Origin of the sequence: Paraburkholderia tagetis (assembly GCF_022213065.1) — a bacterium.
Lineage (GTDB): Bacteria > Pseudomonadota > Gammaproteobacteria > Burkholderiales > Burkholderiaceae > Paraburkholderia > Paraburkholderia tagetis.
The window spans coordinates 126,742-144,479 of record NZ_JAKLJA010000006.1; the positions used below are offsets into that span (position 1 = coordinate 126,742).

Annotated in this window: 15 protein-coding genes; 4 read left to right on the forward strand and 11 right to left on the reverse strand. The window is 64.9% G+C overall.

Features of this window, described 5'->3' with window-relative positions; all coding sequences use genetic code 11:
• Positions 1-16: 16 nt before the first annotated feature.
• Both L5014_RS10690 and L5014_RS10695 read right to left on the reverse strand, forming a co-directional pair.
• Positions 17-994: a thiamine pyrophosphate-dependent dehydrogenase E1 component subunit alpha gene (locus L5014_RS10690; protein ID WP_238463592.1), complete on the reverse strand. Its 978-nt coding sequence runs from the start codon at positions 992-994 to the stop codon at positions 17-19.
• A gap of 139 nt (positions 995-1,133) precedes the next feature.
• Positions 1,134-2,213: an ATP-NAD kinase family protein gene (locus L5014_RS10695; protein WP_238463593.1), complete on the reverse strand. Its 1,080-nt coding sequence runs from the start codon at positions 2,211-2,213 to the stop codon at positions 1,134-1,136.
• Positions 2,214-2,735: 522 nt separating this feature from the next.
• Between L5014_RS10695 and L5014_RS10700 the strand changes: the two genes are divergently transcribed.
• From L5014_RS10700 to L5014_RS10710, 3 genes are all read left to right on the forward strand, one after another.
• Positions 2,736-4,754, forward strand: coding sequence for a sigma-54-dependent Fis family transcriptional regulator (locus tag L5014_RS10700; RefSeq protein WP_238463594.1), 2,019 nt, complete (start codon positions 2,736-2,738; stop codon positions 4,752-4,754).
• A gap of 214 nt (positions 4,755-4,968) precedes the next feature.
• Positions 4,969-5,568 (forward strand): ComEA family DNA-binding protein, encoded by a 600-nt coding sequence (locus L5014_RS10705; protein ID WP_238463595.1) that lies wholly within the window; start codon positions 4,969-4,971, stop codon positions 5,566-5,568.
• A gap of 209 nt (positions 5,569-5,777) precedes the next feature.
• The gene (locus tag L5014_RS10710) at positions 5,778-6,218 is read left to right on the forward strand and encodes a YidB family protein (RefSeq protein ID WP_238463596.1); all 441 of its coding nucleotides are present in this window, start codon (positions 5,778-5,780) and stop codon (positions 6,216-6,218) included.
• Positions 6,219-6,362: 144 nt separating this feature from the next.
• Here L5014_RS10710 and clpB read toward each other — a convergent pair whose 3' ends face one another.
• Both clpB and L5014_RS10720 read right to left on the reverse strand, forming a co-directional pair.
• Complete coding sequence (gene clpB, locus L5014_RS10715) at positions 6,363-8,960, reverse strand: ATP-dependent chaperone ClpB (RefSeq protein ID WP_238463597.1); 2,598 nt, start codon at positions 8,958-8,960, stop codon at positions 6,363-6,365.
• Positions 8,961-9,213: 253 nt separating this feature from the next.
• Positions 9,214-9,714 (reverse strand): Rrf2 family transcriptional regulator, encoded by a 501-nt coding sequence (locus L5014_RS10720; RefSeq protein WP_238463598.1) that lies wholly within the window; start codon positions 9,712-9,714, stop codon positions 9,214-9,216.
• A 171-nt stretch (positions 9,715-9,885) separates the two neighbouring features.
• Here L5014_RS10720 and L5014_RS10725 point away from each other — a divergent pair, with 171 nt between their 5' ends.
• Complete coding sequence (locus tag L5014_RS10725) at positions 9,886-10,464, forward strand: group III truncated hemoglobin (RefSeq protein WP_238463599.1); 579 nt, start codon at positions 9,886-9,888, stop codon at positions 10,462-10,464.
• Positions 10,465-10,563: 99 nt separating this feature from the next.
• Here L5014_RS10725 and L5014_RS10730 read toward each other — a convergent pair whose 3' ends face one another.
• From L5014_RS10730 to L5014_RS10760, 7 genes are all read right to left on the reverse strand, one after another.
• A complete protein-coding gene (locus L5014_RS10730; RefSeq protein ID WP_238463600.1) occupies positions 10,564-11,988 on the reverse strand; it encodes a HipA domain-containing protein in 1,425 nt (474 codons plus the stop codon).
• Positions 11,988-12,326, reverse strand: a complete 339-nt coding sequence (locus L5014_RS10735) for a helix-turn-helix domain-containing protein (protein WP_238463601.1) — start codon at positions 12,324-12,326, stop codon at positions 11,988-11,990. The genes L5014_RS10730 and L5014_RS10735 overlap by 1 nt, the downstream gene beginning before the upstream one ends.
• Before the next feature lie 189 nt (positions 12,327-12,515).
• Positions 12,516-12,995: a molybdenum cofactor biosynthesis protein MoaE gene (locus L5014_RS10740; RefSeq protein ID WP_238463602.1), complete on the reverse strand. Its 480-nt coding sequence runs from the start codon at positions 12,993-12,995 to the stop codon at positions 12,516-12,518.
• Positions 12,996-13,031: 36 nt separating this feature from the next.
• Positions 13,032-13,289 carry a molybdopterin converting factor subunit 1 gene (gene moaD, locus L5014_RS10745; RefSeq protein WP_238463603.1) on the reverse strand — a complete coding sequence of 86 codons (258 nt, stop codon included), beginning with the start codon at positions 13,287-13,289 and terminating at the stop codon, positions 13,032-13,034.
• Between the two features lie 10 nt (positions 13,290-13,299).
• Entirely contained in the window at positions 13,300-14,592 is a 1,293-nt protein-coding gene (locus tag L5014_RS10750) for a molybdopterin molybdotransferase MoeA (RefSeq protein ID WP_338019277.1), read from the reverse strand.
• Positions 14,593-14,889: 297 nt separating this feature from the next.
• The gene (gene thrC / locus L5014_RS10755; RefSeq protein WP_238463605.1) at positions 14,890-16,341 is read right to left on the reverse strand and encodes a threonine synthase; all 1,452 of its coding nucleotides are present in this window, start codon (positions 16,339-16,341) and stop codon (positions 14,890-14,892) included.
• A gap of 27 nt (positions 16,342-16,368) precedes the next feature.
• Positions 16,369-17,700, reverse strand: coding sequence for a homoserine dehydrogenase (locus tag L5014_RS10760; RefSeq protein ID WP_238463606.1), 1,332 nt, complete (start codon positions 17,698-17,700; stop codon positions 16,369-16,371).
• Between the last annotated feature and the right edge of the window lie 38 nt (positions 17,701-17,738).

Genomic DNA, 17,738 nt, shown 5'->3' on the forward strand with positions numbered 1-17,738 from the left:
CCCGAGCAAGCCGCGCTCAGGGATACGACACGTACACGTCGGTGAGCAGCGCCTCGGCGGCGGGCAACGGTGCAGCCTTCGCCTTCGCCACCGCATCGTCGATCAGCGCGTTCACTTCGGCGTCCACCTTGCGCAGGTCCTCGGTGCTTGCAAGCTCCGCACGCACCACGCGCTCTTCGAAACGCTTGAGACAGTCCTTTTCATCGCGCAGCTTCTGCACTTCGCCAGGTGCGCGGTAGGTCTGCGCATCGCCTTCGAAGTGGCCGTAATAGCGCGACAGCTTCATTTCCACGAGCGTCGGACCGCCGCCGTTGCGCGCGCGCGCAATCGCCTCTCCAAGCGCCTCGTACACCGCGAAAAAGTCGAAGCCGTCGACGATCACCCCCGGCATGCCGAAGCCGTTGGCGCGATCGGCGATGTTGTCGGCGGCGACCGACCATGTGGACGACGTTGCTTCCGCATAGCCGTTGTTCTCCGCGACGAAGATCACGGGCAGACGCCACACCGAGGCGAGATTCATCGACTCGAAGATAACGCCCTGGTTCGACGCGCCGTCGCCGAAGAAGCACACACCCACGCCGCCGGTTTTCTTCTGCTTGGCGGCCAGCGCCGCGCCGCACGTGAGCGGGCCGCCCGCGCCGACGATGCCGTTGGCACCCAGCATGCCCTTCGCGAGGTCGGCGATGTGCATCGAGCCGCCCTTGCCGCGGCACGAGCCCGTGGCGCGGCCATAGATTTCGGCCATCATCTCGCGCACGTCCACGCCCTTCGCGATGCAATGGCCATGGCCACGGTGCGTGGTGGCGACGTAATCGTTGTCGCTCAGATGGCTCATGGTGCCGACTGCGGACGCCTCCTCGCCCGCATACAGATGCACGAATCCCGGAATCTCGCCGGTTGCGAATTCGACGTGCAAGCGCTCCTCGAACTCGCGGATCGTGCGCATCGAGCGATACGCCGCGAGCAACTGCTCCTTGTTCAACGTGACAGACATGGTTGTCTCCTGTGATGACCACTTTGGTGATGCCTGCTAGTTTCGAAACGAACTACGTGGGTGGAATGACTCCTTTACTGAGGGAAATTGGGGGAATGCGATAAAGCGTGCGTATCGGCGTGCGTATCGGCGCGAGGCGTCAGGCGGCGCCATATGCCGCCGCCTGGCGCAACAACTGATGCGAGGCCGCGTAGCGCAACGTGCGCGCGACATCGACGGTCAGCGGCCCGCTCCAGTCGAGCGCGATTTCATAGCGGTCGCCGCGCGCCGGTTCGATCTCGCGCTCGCCGTCGAAGGCGAGCGTGCCGTGATCCGCGTCGAGCGGCAGTGCCATGCCCACTTCGAGTCGCTCGCAGGTGCGCATCGTCAGGCGCTCGATGCGGCCGGGCGCGATGGGCGCGATGAGCGGCACGCCTTCGCCCTCGCCTTCGCGGCCTCGCGCGGACGCATGCGAAAAAGTCATATGCAGGCCGTGCGCGGCGTCGCGACCGACCGGCGCCCAGGCGCCGCCGATCGACGCGAGCCCAATGCCGTCGGGCGGCGCAAAGGCCAGAAATAACGATTCGATATCCGAACTATCTGAAATTGCACGCGCACCAATGAACGGCTGACGCGACACGCAGATGTCGACCAGCGCGATCTCCTCGCGTCCGCGATTCGGCCCCTCGACGCAGCGCGCGACGAGACGCTTGTTGCGCACGAGGGCCGTTTCGGCCGGCACGGCGCCGGTGGCGACGATCGCGCCCGCGAGACCCGCAACCGTGGCTTCGCGCAGCTCGGGAAAAGCGTTGTTAGTGCCGGTGGAAAGCGCGAGCAACGGCGTATCGCCGCAATGCGCCGCGACGGCGCGATGCGTGCCGTCGCCACCAAGCACGGCGATCAGCGCGACTTGCTCGCGCACCATATGTGCGACGCCCACGTGGGTATCGGCCACGCTCTCGCTGATCGGCAGATCGATGAACTCCACCACGGGCCAACGCTCGTGCCGCGCCACGGCGGCATGGGTTTCCAGCGCACGCAGCACGAGCGCGGCCACACCGGTGCGGTCGCGCAGCGTGAGCACGCGCTCCACGCCCAGCGCGCCGAGCCCTGCGAGCAGGCGCACGACCATGTTGGCCTTTTCCGCAGTCGGAAAAACGGAAGCGTGCGTGGTGAGACGGCGGATGTCGCGCCCCGAAGCGGGGTTCGCGATCACGCCTACGGTCACGGGCGTCGTCACGGGCGTTGTCTCCTGTATCGACCGGGGTTAGCGCTTTCACGCTTGCTCTGGCCTCATACAAGCTCTACGCGGCCGGCGAGGCTCGCGCGAACTTGTTGTGATCGCGACGCATGCGTGCGCCGCCGTTGCCGTGATTCTCTGCAAGCGCTGTGCCAACGCACGCGAATAGCCGTCGATGTCGTGCGGAGTGCCGTATCTATTGGCTTCGCGAGCGCCATGAGGGCGCGCCCGCACGATCGTTCACCGCCCACACAAGGTCTCAGTCGCGGCCTCGCGCACGCACCCAGTGAGACGCAGCCCGCCTCCAGCGTCTATGCGGAGTCCGTTCAGCCCCACGCAACGGGCCTGCGCAGGCTTCGAACCGCGTCTCACGCGCGTCTCGCCATGCGCTGAGACGATCGTCTCGACCGTCTCGCATGCTGCGCTGCGGTGTGATCGCGCGCGACAGATGTGCTACAAAAAGGCTCCCGCCGAACGCTCCGAGCGCCGACGCCCCTCGTCAGGAATCGTCTGGAACCGCCCATGCCCTACGCACTCGCGCCCACCCACCACGCCGAACGCGTACGCGGCGCCGTCGAAGGCCGGCTGCCCGCACCGAACGACTCGCCGCGCCTCGCCTCGTCCTGGCAGCGCTCGTTCGAGCGCTATCAGCTCGACCCGGGCTCGGTGATCGGCCCGCGCGTGCTGAGCGCCGCCGAGCTGCGCGAGATCCGCGATCGCGAAGAGGCCTTTCTGCGCGCCTCGGGCCAATGCCTCACGCGCCTGCACGAGACCGTGCGCGACGCCGACTATTGCGTGATGCTCACCGACGCGCACGGCGTCACCATCGACTACCGCATTGACCGCGAACGCCGCAACGACTTCAAGCATGCGGGGCTCTATATCGGCTCGTGCTGGTCGGAGAGCGAGGAAGGCACGTGCGGCATTGCGAGCGTGCTCACCGACCTCGCGCCCATCACGGTGCACAAGACCGATCACTTTCGCGCTGCGTTCACGACGCTCACTTGCAGCGCCGCGCCCATTTTCGCGCCGGGCGGCGAGCTGATCGGCGTGCTCGACGCCTCTGCCGTGCAGTCGCCCGATAACCGCGACAGCCAGCGCATCGTCAACCAACTCGTGCGCCAGAGCGCGACGCTCATCGAAGACGGCTATTTCCTGCATCGCACCTCGGCGTTCTGGATTCTTTTCGGGCACCAGAACCGCAACTACGTCGAAGCGCAGCCTGAACTGCTAATTGCCTTCGACGAAAACGGCAATGTGGCCGCCGCGAACCGCCGCGCGCGCGAATGCATTCCGGGCCTCGACGGGCCGCGCCATATCGATGAGATCTTCGATTCGTCGCACGTGCAGCTACGCGATATCGGCCGTATCGAAGCCATCGCGGCGCTGCGCCTGCGTGCGAACGGCAGCATGCTCTACGCGCGCATTCGCGCGCCGCTCGGGCGCACCGGGTTCCCAGGTGCACCGCGCCCCCAATCTCCCGCCGTGCACGGCGCAACGCCGCTGCGCGGCGCGCGTGCCGACGACGCGCACGACCACAGCGCGCTGGGCCCGTTCCTGCGCAGCGCGGATGCGCGTGTCGCCGAAAACGCACGCATTGCGCAGCGCGTGGCAGGCAAGCGTCTGCCGGTTCTGCTGCTAGGCGAAACGGGCGCGGGCAAGGAAGTGTTCGCGCGTGCGATTCACGATGCGGGGCCGCGCCGCAACCGGCCGTTCGTGGCCGTGAACTGCGGCGCGCTGCCCGAGTCGTTGATCGAGAGCGAACTCTTTGGCTACGCTCCGGGCGCGTTCACGGGCGCGCGGCGCCACGGGTCGCGCGGCAAGATCGCCATGGCCGATGGCGGCACACTCTTTCTCGACGAGATCGGCGACATGCCGCTCGCGTTGCAGACGCGCCTCTTGCGCGTGCTGGCCGAGGGCGAGGTGCTGCCACTCGGCGGCGAAACGCCTACGCACGTCGACCTCGAAGTCATCTGTGCGACCCACCGCGACCTCCCGCAAATGGCCGCTTCAGGCACGTTTCGCGACGACCTGTACTACCGGCTCTGCGGCGCCGTACTCACGTTACCGCCGCTGCGCGAGCGTCGCGATATCGCGACGCTCATCGAAACGGTGTTCGCCGAAGAAGCACAGGCGGCTGGTCGCCCGCTCGCGCTCGACGCCGGCCTGGCCGCGCGGCTTGCCACGTTTGCCTGGCCCGGCAACTTGCGCCAACTGCGCAACGCCATGCGCTACGCATGCGCGGTGTGCGATACGGTGCGTGTGGAGGCTCGGCACCTGAGCGGCGATCTCGCCGCGCGGCTGCCCGCGTCCAACACGTCCAACACGTCCCGCGCGCCTGGCATCTCTCGCGCAACGTTCGGTACCGGCATGGCCTGCAACCCGGCATGCGACAGCGGCGACGAGCGCTCGCGCATCGTCGCCGCGCTCACCGCGCATCAATGGCGTCCCAATGCCGCCGCCGCGGCACTGGGCATCTCACGCGCGACGCTCTATCGGCGCATTGCGAAGCTCGGCATCGTCGGGCCGCATCGCGCCTGAAATACGCCTCGAGCGCGTCTTTCAGCCGCCGTCAACTTGCACAGAAGTATTAAATATTGTGCGGCGCGATTGTGTTGCCACGAAACCGTGGGTATAAATCGACCGCTTCCCGTCCATGGATAGGCCAACTGTCTTATCCTTGTAGCGCAGCACCACCGACTGGATGCGTCGTCCGTTCCCGGCTAACCGAAATGCCCTCAATGGAGTGATTGCCATGCTCAAGAAGTTGCTGATGCTGTTCCTCGCACTAGGTCTGTCGCTGTCCGCCGCGCTGGTGGCGGCCGTCGAAGTCAACAGCGCGGATCAAACCGCACTCGAAACCGTCAAGGGCATCGGCCCGGCTCACGCCAAGGCGATCATCGACGAACGCACCAAGAACGGCCCCTTCAAGGACGCCGACGACCTCGTGAACCGCGTCAAGGGCATCGGCCAGAAGTCGGTGCAAAACCTCGAAGCCGCTGGCCTCACGATCAATGGATCCTCAGCGCCGCCGGCCGGCAAGAGCGCCGCGGCGTCGAAGAGCAGCAAGGGCGCCGCCGCTGCCGGCACCACGCCCAATCCGATGACGACTTCGCAGGCGCCCGCCGCCGCGGCCAACCCTGCCACTCCGGCCGCTCCGCAAGCCGCGTCGGAAGCAGGCTCGAGCAAGTCGAAGCACAAGGGCAAGAAAGACAAGACCGCCGCCGCGGCGAGCGCGCCTGAGGCAGGATCCGCCGCTGCAGCGCCGGGTGCCGCCTCGGACACCAAGGCGAAGAAGTCCAGGAAGTCGAAGAAGAGCAAAGCCGCTTCCGACGCGGCGGCTTCGGGTGCATGATTCGCGCTGCTGATTCGCGCTGCTGATTCTCGTACCTGATTCGGGCGCCTGATTCTCGCGCCCGAATTTGTCCCGCCCCGGCGCGTGCGGTACTCGCCCGCCGCCGGGCAGTACGGGCGACACAGATTGCAATACGCGGCGCACCTCGTGTGCGCCATCCGGTTTTCCGGCCGCGTTCCCTCTCGCGGCCATCATTCAGAGAGATTGTCATGAGCCTGCTAGATTCCCTCGGTTCCCTGCTCGGTTCCTCGTCGCAGCAACAAGGCGGCGGCCAAGCCCAACTCCTCGCCGTCGCGATGGAATTCATCAACAACCAGCCGGGCGGCCTAAACGGCCTGATCCAGAAGTTCCAGCAAGGCGGCTTGGGCGATATCGTGCAGTCGTGGGTAGGCAACGGCGAGAACCAGGCGGTTTCGCCGGATCAACTCCACAACGCATTGGGCTCCGATGTGGTTTCGGGCCTTGCGCAGAAGGTTGGCATGCAGCCCGAACAGGTGAGCGGCCTGCTCGCGCAGGTGCTGCCTCACGTGATCAACGCCGGCACGCCGAACGGCGAAGTGCCCGCCGGCGGCCAGATCAACTCCGAGAGCGTGCTGGGCACGCTCGGCGGCCTCGCTTCGCTGCTGGGCGGCGGGAACAAGCAGGCGTAAGTTGCGGCGCGCACCGCGCGCACGTATGAAAAAAGGGCAACGGAAAAATTCCGCTGCCCTTTTTGTTTGCACGTTTCGTTTGCACGTTCTGCCTGACTACGGCGCGCACTTTTCGGTACGCGCTTGCGCAGCGTGCATCACGCCTCAGTGCACGACGCGTTCGAAAACGAACTTGCCGTCCTGGATGTCGACCGGGATCACATCCTTCGGCCCGAACTTGCCCGCGAGGATCAGCTTGGCGACCGGGTTTTCGATCTCCTGCTGGATCGCGCGCTTGAGCGGCCGCGCACCGAACAGCGGGTCGTAGCCGACCTTGGCGATCTGACCGAGCGCTTCGTCCGACACCATCAGCTCCATGTCGAGCTTCTCCAGACGCTCGCGCAGGCGCTGCAACTGGATCTTCGCGATCGACTCGATGTTCGAGCGGTCGAGCGCATGGAACACCACGACTTCGTCGATCCGGTTCAGGAACTCAGGCCGGAACTGCTGCTTCACTTCGTTCCAGACCGCGTCCTTCACCGCTTCCTGCGGCTCGCCCGCCATCGACTGGATGAGGTGCGAGCCGAGGTTCGACGTCATCACGATCACCGTGTTCTTGAAGTCGACGGTACGCCCCTGGCCGTCGGTCATGCGACCGTCGTCCAGCACCTGGAGCAGCACGTTGAACACATCCGGGTGCGCCTTTTCGACTTCGTCGAGCAGGATCACGCTATACGGCTTGCGGCGCACGGCCTCGGTCAGATAGCCGCCCTCCTCGTAGCCCACATATCCCGGCGGCGCGCCAATCAGACGCGCGACGCTGTGCTTCTCCATGAACTCGCTCATGTCGATACGGATGAGATGATCCTCCGAATCGAACAGGAAGCCCGCGAGCGCCTTGCAAAGCTCGGTCTTACCCACACCCGTCGGCCCGAGGAACAGGAACGAGCCATAGGGCTTGTTCGGGTCTGCGAGACCGGCGCGCGAGCGGCGGATTGCATCGGCCACGGCGTTGATCGCCTCGTCCTGGCCGATCACGCGCTCATGCAGCTTGTCTTCGATCAGCAACAGTTTTTCGCGCTCGCCCTGCATCATGCGCGAGACCGGGATGCCAGTCGAGCGCGACACGACCTCGGCGATTTCCTCCGCGCCCACCTGGGTGCGCAAAAGACGTGGCCGCGTCGGGTTGTTCTGCTCGTCCGCCTCGGCCTGCGTGACCTGCTTCAGTTGTGATTCGAGTTGCGGAAGCTTGCCGTACTGCAACTCGGCGACCTTCTCGAGCTTGCCTTCGCGCTGGAATTTCGTGATCTCGGCGCGCACGCGATCGATCTCTTCCTTGATCTGCGCGCTGCCCTGCACCGCCGCTTTCTCGGCAGTCCAGATTTCTTCGAGATCCTTATATTCGAGGCTCAGGCGGTCGATCTCTTCCTCGATCAACTGCAGGCGCTTTTGCGACGCTTCGTCCTTTTCCTTCTTGACGGCTTCGCGCTCGATCTTCAACTGGATCAGGCGACGATCGAGCTTGTCCATCTCCTCGGGCTTCGAGTCGATTTCCATCTTGATCTTCGAAGCGGCTTCGTCGATCAGGTCGATAGCCTTGTCAGGCAAGAAGCGGTCGGTGATGTAGCGATGCGAGAGCTCCGCTGCCGCGACAATTGCGGGGTCGGTGATTTCCACGCCGTGGTGCAACTCGTACTTCTCCTGCAGCCCGCGCAGGATCGCAATGGTGGCCTCGACCGACGGTTCATCCACGAGCACCTTCTGGAAGCGGCGTTCGAGCGCTGCATCCTTTTCGATGTACTTGCGATATTCGTCGAGCGTGGTCGCGCCGATGCAGTGCAACTCGCCGCGCGAGAGCGCCGGTTTGAGCATGTTGCCCGCATCCATCGCGCCTTCGGCCTTGCCCGCGCCCACCATCGTATGAATCTCGTCGATAAAAACGATGGTCTGGCCTTCGTCCTTCGCGATATCGTTGAGCACGGCCTTCAGGCGCTCTTCGAACTCGCCGCGATACTTCGCGCCCGCGAGCAGCGCCGCCATGTCGAGCGAGAGCACGCGCTTGCCCTTGAGTGTCTCCGGCACTTCGCCGTTGACGATACGCTGCGCGAGGCCTTCGACGATGGCCGTCTTGCCCACGCCCGGCTCGCCGATCAGCACCGGGTTGTTCTTGGTGCGGCGCTGCAGGATCTGGATCGAGCGGCGGATTTCGTCGTCGCGGCCGATCACGGGATCGAGCTTGCCCGAGCGCGCGCGCTCGGTCAGGTCGACGGTGTACTTCTTGAGCGCTTCGCGCTGGCTCTCGGCGTCCTGGCTGTGAACCTGCGCACCGCCGCGCACCGCGACGATGGCCGCTTCGAGCGCCTTGCGCGTGAGGCCGCTCTTGCGCGCAATCTGGCCCACGTCGCCTTTATCGTCGGCAACCGCCAGCAGGAACATCTCGCTCGCGATGTAGGTGTCGTTGAGCTTCTGCGCTTCCTTGTCGGCCTGATTCAGGAGACCCGTGAGCTCGCGGCCAACCTGCACGTTGCCGTCGGTGCCCTGCACCTGCGGCAAGCGATTGATGGCGTCGTTCAGCGCGTTCTGCAGTGCCTGAACCTGCACGCCCGCGCGCGACATGAGCGAGCGCGCCGAGCCGTCCTGCTGCGCGACGAGCGCCGCCAGCAGGTGGACCGGTTCGATATATTGATTGTCGCGGCCGACGGCGAGACTCTGTGCGTCGGCGAGTGCTTCCTGGAACTTGGTGGTGAGTTTGTCGATTCTCATTTAAAACGAGACCTCCAGTCTTTAACTGTCACCAAATCTGAGGGGTGTTGCGCTGGTTTCAAGCGCCCATAGCGTAATTTTTTCCGATTGAGTCGATCGGGCGCGAACGGCCGCTCTGAGCATGGACAGGTCTGGACGAACGACCGCGCTGGCCGCCGCAAAACGACGAGCGGGACCGGCGCACCAAGGCACCTCTGTGAGGATAGACGCTACAGAGGGAAACGGAACAAACGAGCGCCGGGTGCGCAGTGCTTCAGTGCTCGCTCGAAGGCGCGTGCCGCGTGGCTCGTGCACGCGGCACAAGTGCAATGGGGGCGAGGCCCAGCAAGCCGGTCAGTTCACCGGCAGGCTGCGCCAGTTCGCCGATCGTGTGCCGGTCGAGTTCGGCGAGGAACGCTTCCCGTGCCGCCGCCAGCGCATGCTTGAGCCGGCATTGCGGCTCAATGACGCAGCTTCGGCGCTCGCCGTTCTCGTCGGGGAAGCATCCGACGAGCGCGAAATCGCTCTCAGTCTGCCGCACCACGGTGCCGACGCTCAATTCGAGCGAATTCGACCCGAGCCGCAGCCCGCCGTTGCGTCCGCGAATGGTATCGACCCAGCCAAGCTCGCCCAGACGCTGCACGACCTTCATCAGGTGGTTCTTCGAGATGCTGTAAGCGTCAGAAATCTCCTGGATCGTCGAGAGCCGGTCGCGACGCAGCGCGAGATAAAGCATCACGCGCAGCGAATAATCGGTGTAGTCGGTCAGTCTCATGGTGCCAGGAGGTGGGTAGGCGCACAGGCGCGGAATCCATACAATAACATGCAAGTCGCATGCACGTTTTTGTGTATTATGGGCACTTCGATCTGCAGTTCGCAAAGCCGCTCGACACATAGTTTGCTGCAGTTTGCATGACCGGTGAACCACCGCGCGGCGGCTCTGTGCATGGCCTCAAACTCCGACATGACGCTCCCCGACACCAGCGCCGCCTCCGTGCGGCACACCGCCCCCACCGAAGACAACATCCGCGAGCTCGTCTACGCGTTCTACGACCGCGTGCGCGAGGATGCCCTGCTCGGCCCCGTTTTCGAGGGCGTGATGGCCGGGCGCTGGGACGAGCATCTGCCGAAGATGTGCCGCTTCTGGTCGAGTCTCGTACTCGGCACGAAGACTTACCGCGGCAATGTGCAGCAGGCACACGACCCTGTGCCCGGCGTCGAGCCGAAGCATTTCAGTCACTGGCTCTATCTCTTTCTCGATACGGTTCAGGCGCGTTACGAGCCCGCTGCGGCGGTGCAGTTCATGGAGCCTGCGCTGCGCATCGCGCAAAGTCTGCAGTTGAGCCGCTTCGGCTGGGATTACACGGTTCCGCCCGAGCAGCAGGCCCTGCTCGACTCGATTGCTCCGCGCCGTCGCCCCGCGGGTCACGGCCACGATCTTCCCACCCGCCCCACTGGTGAGCCGTTTCCGGCCAAATTCGTCGGGCGCTCGATGGACGAAGACGAAACCACCCGCTCTCACTGAACCGCCAGCCTTGCGCGTTCCGGGATCGACTGGCTGTTAGTTGCATATCCAATACTACCGGCCCTGTTTTATGCGCATATCGTCATTGACGCACGGTCCTCAGAGCAGTTTGCGATCGATTTTTGGCACCTCGGGCGCCATCTTCGACAAACGCTCGGCCTGTTCGACGATAAAGCCCGAAACGGTCTGTAGCAGCCCACGCTCTTCGCCGACATAAAGCGCACTCCGCGCCAATTCCGGAGCCAGACTGCGTGCCGCTTGCGCCATACGAACCAGCTCGCGCGCGAGGTAGCGCGGCTGCACGCCCGTGCGCTGCGCGAAGCACGCCAATTCGAACGGCGTGACCTCGCCAAGGTGAAAGGCGTCGCCGTAACCCATCGCCATTTCCTGCTCGACCATTTCGCCATAGGCGTTCACCGACACCAGATCGTACAGCGGCGCCGGAACGAGGCCGCCGCGCTGCATGAAGAACGAAAGATTCTTGCCGTGTGCGTCGCTATTGCCGATGAGCAACTGGAACACCGCCCAGCGCGTGAGAAACATGCGGGCAGCGGCCGGCGTGACGAAGTACGGCGTCAACGCGAAGAGTTTTTCGAAGCTCGCGCCTTCGCGGATCGTACGCACGTCCGTCGTATTGCCGAAGTTGCGCTCGTACTTGAACGACACGGGTAAATCCAGCGCCTGGCAGCCGTCAATCACATGCAGGCGCCTGACCGCCGCCACGCGCTCGGGGTTGCCCGCTTCATGCGCAACCACGCGATCGAAACGCTCGATGAGCAGAATCGGCTCGGGAATCCTGCGGATCGCCACCGGCGCGGCCGGCAAGCCCATGCGCGCCGCGAGCGTCATGCAGAAATGCTCGTTGGCGACCATGAATGGCGTGCCCGGATTGCGCGATTCGGGCTTGAGGATGTGCGTCGAACTGAGCGGGCTGCCGTCGACGAGCGAGAGCTGGCTGCCCTCGACCAGCACCTGCAGCTTGTCCTGATAACCTGCGATGGACAGACGCACGCGTTTGTCCCATACGGGGAAAGGAATCGTATCGCGGTCGCGGATACGCTCCGTCAACTCCTCCTCCCCGACTATGCGGCGCCCCTGGCCGCTCGTCTGCGTGCTCGTCTGCGTGCCCGCCTGCGTGCCCGCCTGCGGGTCGACCTGCGGGTTGACCTGGGAAGCGTGCGGCAGCGGCGGCACATCCTCGCCAGCGGCGAGAAAGCTGAGCGCCCCGACCGGCTCCTTGCCGAGCATGCGAATCAGGCCGTAGATGTTGTCTTTCGAAATCTGGTAGACGATCGAAGCCACGTCGAGCGCCCGCCCTTCCGGCAGCAGATTGCCGATGAAGCGGGCAAGCGTCCCCGTCCGGGGCGCGGCGCCATCGAGCCCGATATGCGGCGAGAGTGGAAAGGCATCGCGCCGCGCAAGCCAGCCGTCCTCGTAGCGGAAATCGTAACGGTCTTCGCGGGGCTCGAAACCGAGCGAGCCGACCGGTTCGCCGTTCGTCGAGACATACAGGGCGTGGCGCATCAGCGGCGCTCCGTCGGGGGCGTATTGTGCCCCTCCCGGATTTCAGGCTCGCCCGGCTGCGCCTCGTCCAGCATGTGCAGCACTTCGGACGCCTCGGCGCGCGGCAGCACGAGCAGGCTCAAGCCCAGGCCGTCGAGAATCAGGAACAGCTTGTCGAGACCTACCGGGCGCCCGTTCTCGAGCCGCGAAAGCACGTCTTTCGATACGCCGATCTGGTCGGCCGCATCGTCGATACGCAAAGCGTTCTGAGCGCGTCGATTGCGCACGAGCAGGCCGAGCGTGGCCATGTCGGGCGCACCCGGAGTCAGTTCGATGGGTTTCGGTAATACGCGGGCCATAGTTCCGATATCTCAGGAATAATGGCGGCTGGCAGGCGTTGACCGCCATAATTCCGCCTATGTCGGAATTATGGCCAAAAATCAGGCAAAAATCCAATAAAATCTTAAATGTCGGAACTATGCCTGTTCACTCCGGAATCGCGGCGATAATTCCGGAATATCGGAACTATCGCCGCATCGGCAGTACGCTCAGGTTCCTTTCGCTGCATTCGTCGATGTCACGCCCCAGCGCGCAAGCGCCGTGTCATCGCTCTCGCGTGCATCGACCCAGCGCGCACCGTGTCCGGTTTCTTCCTTCTTCCAGAACGGCGCTTCGGATTTCAGGTAGTCCATGACGAACTCGCACGACGCGAACGCATCGCCACGATGCTTCGACGTAGTCGCCACCAGCACGATCTGATCGAGCGGCGCGAGCTTGCCCACGCGATGGATGATCAGCACCTCGATGCCGGGCCAGCGCCGCTGGGCTTCGACAACGATGCCCTCCAGCGACTTCTCCGTCATGCCCGGATAGTGCTCGAGCTCCATGCCCGCGACCGCACTGCCGTCATTGAGGTCGCGCACGGTCCCGACGAAGCACGCCACCGCGCCAATCGCCGGATTGTTGGCGCGCAACTGCGCGACTTCGGTCGTCAGGTCGAAATCTTCGGTCTGGACACGCACTGGCATCGCCGCTCTCCTTGTTGGCCTGGTCGTCCTTGCCGTTCAACCGCCGGTGACGGGCGGGAAGAACGCCACTTCGCAGCCATCGGTGATGCGCGTGGCCGGATCGGTCATGACATGGTTGCAGGCCATGCGCAGCGCACGGCCCTCCGCCAGCGTTTCCGCCCATACGCCGCCGCGCGCGCGCAGCCAGCCGCGCACGTCGCCTACCGTGACGATGCCCTCAGGCAGCGTGACCGTTTCGTCGGCCACGCCCAGCGCCTCACGCACGCTCGCAAAAAATTTCAACTGGATCTTCATCGGATGACGCTCAATACAGCAGTTCGGTGAAAGGAATGAAACGCACGGTCTCGCCCGCACTGATCGCATGATTCGGCGGATTGTCGATGAGGCCGTCGCCCCATACGGTCGAAGTCAGCACCGCCGAGCTCTGGTTCGCGAACAGGTCCAGGCCGCCGGCCGGATTTACGCGCGCACGCAGGAATTCGTTGCGGCGATCGGCCTTGGCCTGCGTGAAGTCGGCGCGCAGCGAGAGCGCGCGTGGGCTCACGTGGGTCGCGCCGGCGAGGCGCAGCAGAAACGGCCGCACGAACAGCAAAAAGGTGACGAAGCTCGACACCGGATTGCCGGGCAGGCCGATGAAGAACGCTTCATCAGTGCCCTTGTTTTCGCCCTCGTTTGCACCCTTGCTTGTGCCCTGGTCCGCGCCAGCCTGTGCCCCGTCTTGCGGCCGGCGCACCGCGCCGAACGCGAGCGGCTTGCCAGGCTTCATCGCGATCTGCCACATGTTGATGCGCCCCTCGGCCTCCACTGCGGGCCTCACGTGATCTTCCTCGCCCACCGAGACCCCCCCCGAGGTGAGGATGAGGTCGTGCTTCGCGGCGGCCTCGCGCAGCGTCGCGCGGGTGACGTCGAGCCGATCCGGCACGATGCCGTAGTCGGTCACCTCACAGCCCAGATTGCGCAGGAGGCCAGTCAGGGTGAAGCGGTTCGAATTGTAGATCGCGCCCGGCTTGAGCGGCTCGCCCGGCATGGTCAACTCGTCGCCGGTGAAGAACACCGCTACTTTCACGCGACGCGCAACCGTGAGCGTCGCGCACCCCACCGACGCCGCCAGCCCGAGCGCCGCCGGCGTGAGCCGCGTGCCCACGGGCAGGATCACCGAGCCCCTCTTGATATCGGCGCCCTGCGCCGTGATCCACTCGCCCGCCTTGGGCGTGTGCAGGATCGTCACGTCGCCGCCGTCGGTCTCGGTCTGCTCCTGCATCACCACGGCGTCGGCGCCCGGCGGCACCGTCGCACCCGTGAAGATGCGCGCGGCCGTGCCCGCCGCGAGCGGCTGCGGCGCGTGTCCGGCGGGAATGCGCTGCGAGACCGGCAGCCGGCGGCTGCCTTGCGCCAGATCGGCCACGCGAACCGCGTAACCGTCCATCGCGCTCGTGTGCATCGGCGGCACGTCGAGCGGCGAAACGACCTCGACCGCCAGCACGCGATTGAGCGCGTCGAAGGTCGAAAGCGTCTCGGTTGCGTTGCCGTGGGCAGCATCGGTCAACGGCTTCGCGGCGGCCAGCAGTGTGGCGAGCGCGTCGGCGGTCGAGAGCATCGGTGCGCGCGGAGCGGGTGCGGCGGAAGATGGGGATTGAGACGTGGGCATTGGCGGGCTGTTGGGCTTGACTGGACGCCGCTTGCGGCGCCTTCGACAGGGATGGTCTGTCGATATTGTAGCGGCGGGGACGCGGCGTTGCGCCGCTACGCTTTATGCCATGGATTCGCCGCAACCTCACCGCGACGACCGGAACCCTGCGCAATGGGTTTGCTGCGCGCTTTGCAGCGCCTGTCGCGAGCGGGCAACGCTCGCGACAGGGTTCAAACAACGTCTTCAGCTATCAAAAGCTGGCCATCAAAGCCCCGTATGAGCGGCGATGTAGTCCTTCACACGCTGGGCATCGGCCGGCACGACCTCGAAGCGCTGCGGCAGCGCCTCCAGGCCTTCGAACGCCGCCGGACGCTCCGGCTCGCGCTCGAGCGCTTCGCGGATCGTCTCGCCAAACTTCACCGGCTGCGCGGTTTCGAGCACGATCATCGGCACGCCCGGCTGCAGATGCTCGCGCGCGACCTTCACGCCGTCGGCCGTATGGGTGTCGATCATGGTCTTGTAGCGCGAGTAGACGTCGCGGATCGTCGCGATGCGGTCCTCGTGGCTGCTGCGGCCCGAGACAAAGCCGAACTGCTGCACGCGCACGAAGTCGCCGCTTGCCGCGAGATCGAAACCGCCCTTTTCCTCGACATCACGGAACAGTTGCGTGACGCGCGCCGGATCGCGGCCGAGCAGGTCATAGACGAAGCGCTCGAAATTCGAGGCCTTCGAGATGTCCATGCTCGGGCTGGTCGTGTGATACGTCTCGGCCGATGCGCGCACGCGATAGATGCCCGTGCGGAAGAACTCGTCGAGCACGTCATTCTCGTTCGTGGCGACCACGAGCTTCTCGATCGGCAGGCCCATCATGCGCGCGATATGGCCCGCGCAGACGTTGCCGAAGTTGCCCGAAGGCACCGTGAACGAAACGCGCTCGTCGTTGCTCTTCGTGGCTGCGAAGTAGCCCGCGAAGTAGTAGACGACCTGAGCCACGACGCGTGCCCAGTTAATCGAGTTGACCGTGCCGATCTTCTGCTGCGCCTTGTACGCGTGGTCGTTCGAGACAGCCTTGACGATGTCCTGGCAGTCGTCGAACACGCCTTCCACAGCCAGATTGAAGATGTTCGGATCTTGCAGGCTGAACATCTGCGCCGTCTGGAACGCGCTCATCTTCTTATGCGGCGAGAGCATGAACACGCGCACGCCCTTCTTGCCGCGCATTGCGTATTCGGCGGCGCTGCCGGTGTCACCCGACGTCGCGCCCAGAATGTTCAACTGCTGCCCCGCCTTCGCGAGCGCGTACTCGAACAGGTTGCCGAGTAGCTGCATCGCCATGTCCTTGAACGCGAGCGTCGGGCCGTTCGAGAGTTCGAGCAGCGAGAGCTTCGCGCCGTTCTCTTCACCGAGCGTCGTGAGCGGCGTGATCTTGCTCGCGTCCTCGCCATGGCGCACGTTGCAGTATGTCTGCGCCGTGTAAGTGCGGCGCGTCAGATCGCGCAGGTCCTCGGCGGGAATGTCGTCGCTGAACTTCGAGAGAATCTCGAACGCGAGGTCCGCGTACGAGAGGCCGCGCCAGCGCGCGAGCTCTTCCTTGCCGATCTTCGGATACTCGGCCGGCAGATAGAGGCCGCCGTCGCGTGCGAGACCGCCCAGCAGGATGTCCGAAAACGAGTGATGCTCGCCGGCGCCCGCGCCGCGCGTCGATACGTAATTCATTGCGTTGCCCTTGCCTTATTCAGCCCTTCAGTTCAGTCCTTCCATGCGCAGCTTCGTCACCGACGACTTCACGGTCGCCAGCTTCTCGATCTGCGCGATCGCCGCGTTGACGTGCTTCTCGACCGTCTCGTGCGTGATCAGGATGATGTCGGTTTCCGCCTTGCCCTGCGCGTCCACCTGCTCCGATTCCTTTTGCAGCAGCGCGTCGATCGAAATGCCGCTATCCGCGAGAATGCGCGTGATGTCGGCCATCACGCCAGTCTGATCGGCCACGCGCAGGCGCAGGTAGTAGCCGCTCGTAACCTCGTCGATCGGCAGGATCGGCGTGTTCGAGAGGCTGTCCGGCTGGAACGCCAGATGCGGGACGCGGTGCTCGGGGTCGGCCGTGTGCAGACGCGTGACATCGACGAGATCGGCCACCACGGCCGAGGCTGTCGGCTCCGCGCCCGCGCCCTTGCCGTAGTAGAGCGTCGCACCCACGGCGTCGCCACGCACCACCACGGCGTTCATCGCGCCTTCCACGTTCGCGAGCAGGCGCTTGGCCGGGATCAGCGTCGGGTGCGTGCGCAGCTCGATGCCCTTCTCCGTGCGGCGCGCGATGCCGAGCAACTTGATGCGATAGCCGAGTTCTTCCGCGTACTTGATGTCGATGGCGTCGAGCTTGCTGATGCCTTCGACATAGGCCTTGTCGAACTGCACGGGCACGCCGAACGCGATCGCGCTCATGATCGTGGCCTTGTGCGCGGCGTCCACGCCTTCGATGTCGAAGGTCGGATCGGCTTCGGCGTAGCCCAGCTCCTGCGCGCCCTTGAGCGCCGTCGCGAAGTCGAGGCCGCGCTCGCGCATCTCGGAGAGGATGTAGTTCGTGGTGCCGTTGATGATGCCGGCGATGTACTCGATGCGGTTGGCAGTAAGACCTTCGCGCAGCGCCTTGATGATGGGAATGCCGCCCGCAACCGCCGCCTCGAACGCGACCATCACGCCCTTGGCGCGCGCCGCCTGGAAGATCTCGGTGCCGTGAACCGCCAGCAGGGCCTTGTTCGCGGTGACCACGTGCTTGCCGTTGGCGATGGCGCGCAGCACGAGGTCCTTCGCGATACCCGTGCCGCCGATCATTTCGGCGACGATCGAAATCGACGGATCGTCGACGACCGCGTTGAAGTCGCTCGTCAGTTCGACGGTGCCGGCTTCGGTGCCGAGCGCCGCCGTGGCTTTGGCCGGATTGCGCACGGCGATGCGCGCAACCTCGATGCCGCGGCCCGCGCGGCGTTTGATTTCTTCCTGGTTGCGGCGCAGTACCGTGAAGGTGCCGCTGCCCACCGTGCCGAAGCCCAAGAGACCTACTTTGATCGGTTCCATGCAGCGTGTGTTCGTTTAAGTGTGTAAAAAGAAAAAGC